The 9,344-nt window shown below is 73.8% G+C and carries 7 protein-coding genes; 5 read left to right on the forward strand and 2 right to left on the reverse strand.

The window, feature by feature from the left end; translation table 11 throughout:
• From mmsA to CCN29_RS29320, 5 genes are all read left to right on the forward strand, one after another.
• The coding region (mmsA, locus tag CCN29_RS29300) for a CoA-acylating methylmalonate-semialdehyde dehydrogenase (RefSeq protein WP_442538548.1) at positions 1 to 1,258 on the forward strand (1,258 nt) is incomplete at its 5' end.
• A gap of 352 nt (positions 1,259 to 1,610) precedes the next feature.
• Positions 1,611 to 2,219, forward strand: coding sequence for a hypothetical protein (locus CCN29_RS29305; RefSeq protein WP_006136271.1), 609 nt, complete (start codon positions 1,611 to 1,613; stop codon positions 2,217 to 2,219).
• 137 nt (positions 2,220 to 2,356) lie between these two features.
• Complete coding sequence (locus tag CCN29_RS29310) at positions 2,357 to 5,002, forward strand: alpha/beta fold hydrolase (RefSeq protein WP_006136270.1); 2,646 nt, start codon at positions 2,357 to 2,359, stop codon at positions 5,000 to 5,002.
• A complete protein-coding gene (locus CCN29_RS29315) occupies positions 4,999 to 5,898 on the forward strand; it encodes an ABC transporter permease (protein WP_006136269.1) in 900 nt (299 codons plus the stop codon). Before CCN29_RS29310 ends, CCN29_RS29315 begins: the two co-directional genes overlap by 4 nt.
• A gap of 179 nt (positions 5,899 to 6,077) precedes the next feature.
• Entirely contained in the window at positions 6,078 to 7,016 is a 939-nt protein-coding gene (locus tag CCN29_RS29320; RefSeq protein ID WP_037828945.1) for a chaplin family protein, read from the forward strand.
• Positions 7,017 to 7,118: 102 nt separating this feature from the next.
• Here the strand turns inward: CCN29_RS29320 and CCN29_RS29325 are convergent, their stop codons facing one another.
• The gene (locus CCN29_RS29325; protein WP_031017489.1) at positions 7,119 to 8,384 is read right to left on the reverse strand and encodes an NAD(P)-binding domain-containing protein; all 1,266 of its coding nucleotides are present in this window, start codon (positions 8,382 to 8,384) and stop codon (positions 7,119 to 7,121) included.
• Between the two features lie 2 nt (positions 8,385 to 8,386).
• Positions 8,387 to 9,344 (reverse strand): ATP-grasp domain-containing protein (locus CCN29_RS29330; RefSeq protein ID WP_442538549.1); only part of this gene is annotated, 958 nt, incomplete at its 5' end.

The raw sequence follows: 9,344 nt of genomic DNA on the forward strand, positions 1-9,344 counted from the left end.
CGAGATCGCCGAGCTGATCACCGCCGAGCACGGCAAGGTGCACTCCGACGCGCTCGGGGAGGTCGCGCGCGGCCTGGAGATCGTCGACCTGGCCTGCGGCATCAACGTCCAGCTCAAGGGCGAGCTGTCCACCCAGGTGGCCAGCCGCGTGGACGTGGCGTCGATCCGCCAGCCGCTCGGCGTGGTCGCCGGCATCACCCCGTTCAACTTCCCGGCGATGGTGCCGATGTGGATGTTCCCGCTCGCCATCGCCTGCGGCAACACCTTCGTGCTGAAGCCGTCCGAGAAGGACCCGTCCGCCTCGGTCCGCCTCGCGGAACTCCTCGCGGAGGCCGGTCTCCCCGACGGCGTCTTCAACGTCGTCCACGGCGACAAGGTGGCCGTCGACCGCCTCCTGGAGCACCCGGACGTCAAGGCCGTGTCGTTCGTCGGCTCCACGCCCATCGCCCGCTACATCCACACCACCGCCTCCGCCAACGGCAAGCGCGTCCAGGCCCTCGGCGGCGCCAAGAACCACATGCTGGTGCTGCCCGACGCCGACCTCGACGCGGCCGCCGACGCCGCCGTGTCCGCCGCCTACGGATCGGCCGGCGAGCGCTGCATGGCGATCTCCGCGGTCGTCGCCGTCGGCGCGATCGGCGACGAGCTGGTGGAGAAGATCCGCGAGCGCGCCGAGAAGATCACCATCGGCCCCGGCGACGACCCGGCCTCCGAGATGGGCCCGCTGATCACCGCGACCCACCGCGACAAGGTCGCCTCCTACGTCGCGGGCGCGGCGGACGAGGGCGCCGAGGTCGTCCTGGACGGCACCGGGTACACCGTCGACGGCTTCGAGAACGGCCACTGGATCGGCATCTCCCTGCTCGACAAGGTGCCGACCACGGCGAAGGCCTACCAGGACGAGATCTTCGGCCCCGTCCTGTGCGTACTGCGCGCCGAGACGTACGAGGAGGCCCTCGACCTCATCAACAGCTCCCCCTTCGGCAACGGCACCGCCATCTTCACCCGGGACGGCGGCGCCGCCCGGCGGTTCCAGCTCGAGGTGGAGGCCGGCATGGTCGGCGTCAACGTCCCGATCCCGGTCCCCGTGGGCTACCACTCCTTCGGCGGCTGGAAGGACTCCCTCTTCGGCGACCACCACATCTACGGCAACGACGGCACGCACTTCTACACCCGCGGAAAGGTCGTCACGACCCGCTGGCCCGACCCGGCGGACGCCCCCTCCGGCGTCGACCTGGGCTTCCCCCGCAACCACTGACGCCCGCCGGATCCCCTGCGCCCCGCCTCAGCGTTCACCGAGGCGGGGCGCAGACGTGTCCGGCCGGTTTTCGTCGATATCTGCCGTAAACCCTCTTTGGTTCCCCCGTGGCACTCGATGCGCCGAAATGCGACCGCCATGTGATTCCCGGCGCCACCGCGACGGACATGGCCTCGCGGAGCGCGTTCCCAACCGCGTTCCCGACCCCGTTCCCCGCCGAGTGACACTCGCCCAAATGCCCTCTCGTACGGGCCGTCGGGGGCCATCTGCCCAGCAATTACTGGGCAGTTGACCTCGGTGTTCCGTGGTAGCGTACCTGTTCGGAGGGACAGTACGACCTGAAAGGGAAATCGTGAACACGGAGAAGATCGCCGCTCGCCGCCTCTCGCTGGAAGAGGTGACGAAGCTCGGCGTGAAGGACAGGATCTTCGTTTCCGCCGACACGGCGGAACTCAAACTTCCCGACTGCTACGTCCCTGCTTTTCTGACCAAGTCCGGTGAGCTTTTCGAGGGCGGTTCGGTCACGGCGAGGACCGTATTCCAGGAAGAGGTCACCTGCCTTCCCGACGACGAGAACGAAGCCGGGATCTACGTGGCCGACGAGAGCGGCCCGGTGACCATCGAGGTCCTCCAGTCCGCCGGTGTCGTGCTCGACCTGGCGCTTTTCGTCCCCGGCGGGGACAAGGGGTCCCTCACGGCCCTCTACGCCGCGGTCCGGCAGGCGTTCGGCGCCGACGTCGTGCAGATCTGGCGTCAGGGCCTCAAGGAGGTCCCCGACGTGAAGGTCGACATCTTCGAGGAGCAGATCCCCCGGGGCCGCAAGGCGAGCGACAGCCCCAAGCGTGACCGTCGCGCGATCGACACCTACCCCACCCGTGCGGACTTCATCGAGTTCTCCGCGGGATGGAAGCCGGTCGTCGAGATCCACAAGCCGATCGTCGACGACACCCCGACCATCTGAGACGGCGTCATACCTCCAGGGGCCGCCGCGTACCACGGACGCGGTACGCGGCGGTCCTCCCGTACACCGGCGGGAGGTGCCCGGATTCGGTCTCCGGTCGTCAGCCGGCCGACAGGGTGACCCCGTACGGTTGACGCATGGATCTTCGACTGCCCCGCCTCGGGCGGCCGCGGCCCCGGCGTGCCCTCGCCGCCGCGGCCGCCGTCGTCGTGCTCGCCGGGGCCGGCACCTGGACCGCCGTCGCCTCCGACGACGCGCCCGAGGTGCGCCGCGCCGACCGCGTCATGACCACGGACGACGGCGTGCGCATCGACACCTCCTTCTTCACCGCGGGACCCGAAGGCCGCCGCCCGGCCGTGCTGCTCGGCCACGGCTTCGGCGGCAGCAAGGACGAGGTCCGCGCGCAGGCCGAGGACCTCGCCCGCGACGGGTACGCGGTCCTCACCTGGTCCGCGCGCGGCTTCGGCCGGTCCACCGGGAAGATCGGGCTGAACGACCCCGAGGGCGAGGTCGCCGACGTCTCCCGGCTCGTCGACTGGCTGGCCACCCGCCCCGAGGTCCGCCTCGACAAGGACGGCGACCCCCGCGTGGGCATGGCCGGCAACTCCTACGGCGGGGCGATCGCCCTGCTCGGCGCGGGACACGACGACCGGATCGACGCGATCGCCCCGGCCATCACCTACTTCGACCTCGCCGAGGCGCTCTTCCCGAACGGCGTGTTCAAGAAGCTGTGGGCGGGCGCCTTCATCACCTCCGGCGGCGGCTGCGCCCGCTTCGAGCCCGAGCTGTGCGCCATGTACGAGCAGGTCGCCGAGTCGGGCGTGCCCGACGCACGGGCGCGCGCACTGCTCGAGAAGCGCTCCCCGGCCGCCGTCGCCGACCGCATCGACGTGCCCACCCTGCTGATGCAGGGTCAGACCGACTCCCTGTTCCCGCTCGGCCAGGCCGACGCCGCCGCGCGGGCCGTCCGCGCCAACGGCGCCCCCGTCGACGTCGACTGGCTGGCCGGCGGCCACGACGGCGGCGACCCCGAGACCGACCGCCTCCACGCCCGCGTCCGCGCCTGGTTCGACCGCTACCTCAAGGGCGACAAGAGCGCCGACACCGGCCCCGCCTTCCGCGTCACCCGCACCGGAGGCGTCGACTCCACCGACGGGCGGGCCCAGTTGCGCGGCGCGAGCGCCGACGCCTACCCAGGCCTGCGCGGCGGCACCCGCACCGTGGAGCTGACCGGCCGCGAGCAGCGCTTCGCCAACCCGGCCGGCGCCAGCCCGCCCGCCGTGTCGTCGCTGCCCGGCATCGGCGGCCTGGGCGGCCTCTCCCAGCTCTCCTCCCTCGGCATCGGCGTCTCCCTCGACTTCCCGGGCCAGCATGCCCGCTTCGAGTCCGCCCCCGTCACCCGCGACCTGCGCATCACCGGCTCCCCGGCCGTCACCGTGCGGGTCACCTCCACCAGCGACGACGCGGTCCTCTTCGCCAAGGTCTACGACGTCGGCCCCGACGGCCGCCAACAGGTGCTGCCCTCCCAGCTCGTCACCCCCGTCCGCGTCGAGGGCGCCCGCGCCGGCAAGGACGTGACGCTCACCCTCCCGGCCGTCGACCACGAGGTCCGCAAGGGCCACCGGCTGCGCCTGGTCCTCGCCTCCACCGACCTCGCCTACGCCTCCCCGGCCGCCCCCGCGACGTACACGGTGGCGCTGCGGAGCGACCTCACCGTGCCCACCGCGCCCGGCGTCACCACCGCCGCGGCCCCGCTGCCCGCCTGGGTGGTGTGGCTGCCCGTCGCCGGCGCCGTGCTCGCCCTCGCGCTGCTGCTCACCGGCCGCCGCCGCACCACCGCCCCGGCCCCCGACCCGGAGCTGGCCGACGTGCCCCTCCAGATCACCGGCCTGAGCAAGCGCTACGCCCGCTCCACCGACCGGTACGCCGTACGGGACCTGTCGTTCCGGGTGGAGAAGGGCCAGGTGCTCGGCCTGCTCGGACCCAACGGCGCCGGCAAGACCACCACCCTGCGCATGCTGATGGGGCTCATCAAGCCCGACGACGGCGAGATCCGCGTCTTCGGCCACGCCATCCGCCCCGGCGCGCCCGTGCTGTCCCGGGTCGGCGCCTTCGTCGAGGGCGCGGGCTTCCTGCCGCACCTGTCCGGCCGGGAGAACCTCGAGCTGTACTGGGCCGCCACCGGCCGCCCGCCCGAGGACGCCCACCTCGACGAGGCACTTCAGATCGCCGGTCTCGGCGACGCGCTCGCCCGTGCCGTGCGCACCTACTCGCAGGGCATGCGCCAGCGCCTCGCCATCGCCCAGGCCATGCTGGGCCTGCCCGACCTGCTGATCCTCGACGAACCCACCAACGGCCTCGACCCGCCGCAGATCCGCGAGATGCGCGAGGTGATGATCCGGTACGCGGCCGCCGGACGCACGGTGATCGTCTCCAGCCATCTGCTGGCGGAGGTCGAGCAGTCCTGCACCCACCTCGTCGTCATGGACCGCGGCCGCCTGGTGCAGGCCGGGCCGGTGCACGACATCATCGGCTCCGGCGACACCCTGCTCGTCGGCACCGTCACCCCCGTCGACGAGCCCCTCGCCGAGAAGGTCGCGGCCCTGCCCGGCGTGGAGACCGCCGTCCGCACCGACGAAGGGCTGCTGGTCCGGCTCGGCGCCGACGGCACCGCCCCCCGGCTGATCGCGGAACTGGTCCGGCTGGAGGTGCCCGTGACGTCCGTGGGCCCGCACCGCCGGCTCGAGGACGCCTTCCTCACCCTGATCGGAGGTTCCGCATGAGCGCGCTCACCGAGCGGGCCGAGGAGACCACGGCCCCCGCGCCGTCCGCCCCCGCCGGGACCGCCGCCGGATACCGCGCCGGCCGCACCCTGCCGCTGCGGGTCGAGCTGGTCCGCCAGCTCAAGCGGCGGCGCACCCTCCTGATGGGCGCGGTCCTCGCCCTGCTGCCGTTCGTGCTGGTCGTCGCCTTCGCGATCGGCGGCGAACCCGAGGGCGGCAACACCCGCATCAACCTGATGGACACCGCCACCGCGTCCGGCGCCAACTTCGCCGCCGTCGCCCTGTTCGTGTCGGCGGGCTTCCTGCTGGTCATCCCGGTCGCCCTGTTCTGCGGGGACACCGTCGCCTCCGAGGCCGGCTGGTCCTCCCTGCGCTACCTGCTCGCCGCGCCCGTGCCCCGCATGCGGCTGCTGTGGTCCAAGCTGATCGTCGGACTGGGGCTGAGTCTCGCCGCGATGGTGCTGCTGCCGGTGGTCGCGCTCGCCGTCGGCTCCGTCGCCTACGGCTGGGGCCCGCTGCACATCCCGACCGGCGGCACGCTCGACCCCGGCACCGCGGCCGGGCGGCTCGTGGTGATCGTCGCGTACCTGTTCGTGTCGCAACTGGTCACCGCGGGGCTCGCGTTCTGGCTGTCCACCCGCACCGACGCCCCGCTGGGCGCGGTCGGCGGCGCCGTCGGGCTGACCATCGTCGGCAACGTCCTGGACGCCGTCACCGCCCTCGGCGACTGGCGGCACTTCCTGCCCGCCCACTGGCAGTTCGCCTGGGCGGACGCGGTCCAGCCCACGCCGGAGTGGTCCGGCATGATCCAGGGCGCGTCGGTGTCCGTGACGTACGCGCTCGTGCTGTTCGCACTGGCGTTCCGCGGGTTCGCCCGCAAGGACGTGGTGTCCTGACCCCCGGGCCCGCGTGAGGGTCACGCGGGCCAACCGGGTGAACCTGCGCAACCGATTCCGTGCAGCAGGGTTGGAAAGGGAGACAGGCCACAGGGCAGCCGGGCCGTGACGCGCGGCCTCGGCCGCCTCTCTCCATGCCGGGGCCGGCCTCCCGATCTTCAAGCAGGAAGACAACCACATTGCGACAGACCCTGAGCAGGGGAGTGTTCGCGGCGGCCGCTGCCGCCACGGGCATTCTGTCCCTGTACGGAACCCCCGCCCTCGCCGACTCGTTCGCGGGGGGCGGTGCCGAGGATTCTCCCGGTGTGCTGTCCGGGAACAACGTGCAGGCGCCGGTCCACGTGCCGGTGAACGCGTGCGGCAACACGGTCACCGCCGTGGGCGCCCTCAACAGCGCGTCCGACAACACGTGCGTCAACGAGTCCGGCGGCCACGGCGAGAAGGCCGGCGGTCACGGTGAGAAGGCCGGCGGCGCGCACGCGGAGGGCGGCACCAAGGGCTCGCCCGGTGTGCTGTCCGGGAACACCGTGCAGGCGCCCGTCCACGCCCCCGTGAACGCGTGCGGCAACAACGTCACCCTCGGCGGCGGGCTCAACAGCGCCTCCGACAACACCTGCGTCAACGTCTCGGAGGGCGCGCACGGCGCGAAGTCCTCCTCGGACCGCTCGGCGCACTCCCACCACGCGTCCGACCCGGGCGCCTCGCACTCCGAGGACGGCGGGGCCCACGCGGTCGGCGCCGCCAAGGGCTCGCCCGGTGTGCTGTCCGGGAACCTCGTCCAGGCCCCGATCCACATCCCGGTGAACGCCTGCGGCAACAACGTGAACCTGCTCGGCCTGTTCAACGAGGCGAGCGGCAACACCTGCGTCAACGACTCCGGCCACCACGGTGAGAAGGAGCCGGAGAAGACGCCGGAGAAGGACAAGCCCGAGCCGCCCGTCAAGGTCAAGACGCCGCCCGCGCCCGTCGAGCCGCCGGCCGAGCACACCCCGGACGGCCCGCCGCACCTCGCGCAGACCGGCACCGACGGCCTGATGGCCGCCTCCGCCGCCGGCGCCGTGCTGCTCACCGGCGGGGCCATGCTGTACCGCCGCGGACGCGTCGGCGCCCGCCGCTGACGGCCCCGCGGACGCCGGGCCCACCCCTCCCGGCGTCCGCGCCCCCGGCACGAAGCGTCCCCCGGACCACCCGGTCCGGGGGACGCTTCGTCGTACCGCCCGTCAGCCGCGCACCGGAGCCGGCGCCCCGCCGCGGCCCGGACCCGCCGGCAGCGGCACGCTGCCGCGCACCGGGGCCGCCCGCAGCCGCCTGCGCACCCCCTGCACCAGCGTCGACGCCGTGAACGTCGCACCGTGCACGAACCGCATCGCCGGACCGAACCCGGACGCCGTCACCAGACCCGCCAGGAACAGGCCGGGGTAGGACGACTCGAAGCCCCGGTCCAGCACCGGCGACCCGTCGGGCAGCGCCGTCATCGCGCCCCGCAGCTCCGCCGACAGCATCCCCAGCCGGTCACGGTGCGCCTTGAACCCGGTGGCCGCGATGACGTGCTCCGTCTCCATCGCCCGCCGCGCGCCCGACCGGTCGGCCAGCTCGAGCCGCAGCCCGCCCGGCACCGCGGCCGCCGCCGTCACCTCGTGCCCCGGCATCAGGTCCACGGCACGCTCCACCCGCTCCCGCACCCACCAGGCGCCCGCCGGGCCCAGCGCGGTGGCCGCGATCCGCGTCCGGGTCGCCTCCGGCAGCCGCCGGAACAGCCCCGGCCGCTCCGAGTAGAACCAGTTCCGCCAGCCCGGCCCCAGACCGCTGTGGGGCGAACGCGCCGACTGCCACCAGGGGCGCTCCCACGGCGGCGGCACGTCGTTCCAGCGCAGCTGCTCCGCCCGCGCCAGCACCCGCACCCGCGTGCCCTGCTCGGCGAGCAGCGCCGCCGTCTCCAGCGCGGCCTGCCCACCGCCGATCACCGTGACGTCCTTGCCCTGGAAGGGGCCCAGGTCGCTGTGGTGGCTGCTGTGCGTCACCAGCGTCGGGTGCAGCCCGCGCAGCGCCGAAGGCACCTCGATGAACGGCATCACGCCCACCGCCAGCGCCACCGTCCGCGCGTGCAGCACCTCCCCGTCCTCGGCGACCGCGCTGAAGCCCTCGGGCCCCGACGACACCCGCGCGATCAGCCGCTCGTCCACCTCGGGCACGGCGTTGCGCGCGAACCACAGCCCGTACGAGGCGAAGTCCTCCACCGGGATCGGATGCGCGTGACGGGCGGTCAGGCCCCGCTCCGTGCAGTACGCGTCGAGCCGCCAGCGCCCCGCCGGGTCGGACAGGTTGGACGCCCACGGCTCCGACTTCAGGAACATCCCGGCCGGCATGTGGTCCCGCCAGGACGCCATGGGCCGGCCGAAGACACGCAGGTTCAGTCCGGCGGCCGCCGCGTGCGACGCGATCGACAGACCGTACGGACCCGCGCCCACCACCAGAAGGTCGTACATCATCAGCTGCTCGCTTTCTCGTTGTCGGTCGTCAGGGAGGGCGTGCGGGGCGCCGGGCGCTGGGCCGGGACCCCGTCCGCGGCGCTCAGCCGCCGGCGCAGCCGGCCGGACACATGGCGGGCCCACAGCGCCCACATCGCCCAGCCCGGGGCGCGGTCGTCGGCCGCCCACCAGGCCAGTTCGCGCCCGCCGGGCGCGGGCCGCAGCGCGGCGAGGGGCGCGTAGTTCTCCACCACGAACGCCCTGCCGGTCACCGGATCACCGTCCGGCAGCACACGCCCCGTCAGGTCCGCGTGCTGCGCCCGTACGACGTCCAGGCCCGCGCTGTCGGTGAACAGCCGGAACTGCGCGCCCGGGCGCGGGTTGAAGTCCAGGAGGTGGTAGCGGCCGGTGGTGCCGCAGCGGCGGAAGTCCAGGTCGAAGATGCCGCGGTAGCCCAGCTCGCCGGTGATCCGCTCGGCGAGCGCCGTCACCTCCGAGTTGGGCGTCCAGCGGCCCACCGCGGTCAGACCCGCGCCGCGCGGCCAGGACAGGTGCTTGCGGCCCGGCCCGCCCGCGCGCACCGCGCCCGCGCGGTCGGCGTAGCCGTGGAAGAACCAGTCCCGGTCCGTGCCGGGCGGCAGATACGCCTGGAGCAGCAGCGGGCAGCCCGCCTCCGCGGTGCGCGCGTGCAGGTCCCGCGCCTCGCGGGCGGAGTGCAGCACCTGGGTGCTGCGCAGCCCGGAGCCCGCCGGGAGCAGCCAGGGACGGCTCCACTTGGCGACCACGGGCAGCCCGAGCCGCAGCGCGTCCTCGCCGGCCCGCTGCGGGGTGTCGGGGACCTCCGTGCGCGGGTGCGGCACACCCACCGAGGCGCACACGGCGGCCAGCCGGGCCTTGTCCGCCACGCGTTCGGCGGACGCCGGCGGCGTCACGGGCAGTAGGTAGGAGGGCGCCAGCTCCTCGCGCAGCCGGGCCGCG

Origin of the sequence: Streptomyces pseudogriseolus (assembly GCA_002154585.1) — a bacterium.
Classification (GTDB): Bacteria; Actinomycetota; Actinomycetes; order Streptomycetales; family Streptomycetaceae; genus Streptomyces; species Streptomyces pseudogriseolus.

Coding starts and splice junctions, on each gene's coding strand:
- CCN29_RS29310 (WP_006136270.1), top strand. CDS start 2,357: ATGGATCTTCGACTGCCCCGCCTCGGGCGGCCGCGGCCCCGGCGTGCC.
- CCN29_RS29315 (WP_006136269.1), top strand. CDS start 4,999: ATGAGCGCGCTCACCGAGCGGGCCGAGGAGACCACGGCCCCCGCGCCG.
- CCN29_RS29325 (WP_031017489.1), bottom strand. CDS start 8,384: ATGTACGACCTTCTGGTGGTGGGCGCGGGTCCGTACGGTCTGTCGATC.